Origin of the sequence: Knoellia aerolata DSM 18566 (assembly GCF_000768695.1) — a bacterium.
Classification (GTDB): domain Bacteria; phylum Actinomycetota; class Actinomycetes; order Actinomycetales; family Dermatophilaceae; genus Knoellia; species Knoellia aerolata.
In genome coordinates, this window is sequence record NZ_AVPL01000192.1 from 1 (window position 1) to 392 (window position 392).

The window sequence follows — 392 nt, forward strand, 5'->3', positions numbered from 1 at the left end:
CTGCTATGGCGCGCTCAAGACCTTCGGCGAGAAATGGCTGGCGCACATGGGCGTGGACGTGGAGCTGTACGACCCGTCCATCGGCGCCGGTATCGAGGCGCTGATCCGCCCGGCCACCCGCATGATCTGCATCGAAGCGCCCGGCACCGTCACCATGGAAATGGCCGACGTGCCCGCCATCGCCGCCGCCGCTCGGCGCCACGGCGTGCTGACCATGATGGACAACACCTGGGCCAGCCCGCTGGGCTTCCAGCCGCTGGCGCACGGCGTGGATTTCAGCGTCGAGGCCGCCACCAAGTTCTTCGGCGGCCACTCCGACGTGCTGATGGGCAGCATCAGCATGAACGACGCCGGCCACTACGCCGTGCTGCGCGAGACCCAGAGCATCCTGG

1 protein-coding gene is annotated in these 392 nt (G+C 68.4%); it reads left to right on the forward strand.

The window, feature by feature from the left end:
• Nucleotides 1-392, forward strand: a 392-nt coding sequence (locus tag N801_RS22275; RefSeq protein ID WP_035941203.1) for a PLP-dependent transferase, incomplete at both ends; no start/stop codon positions are given.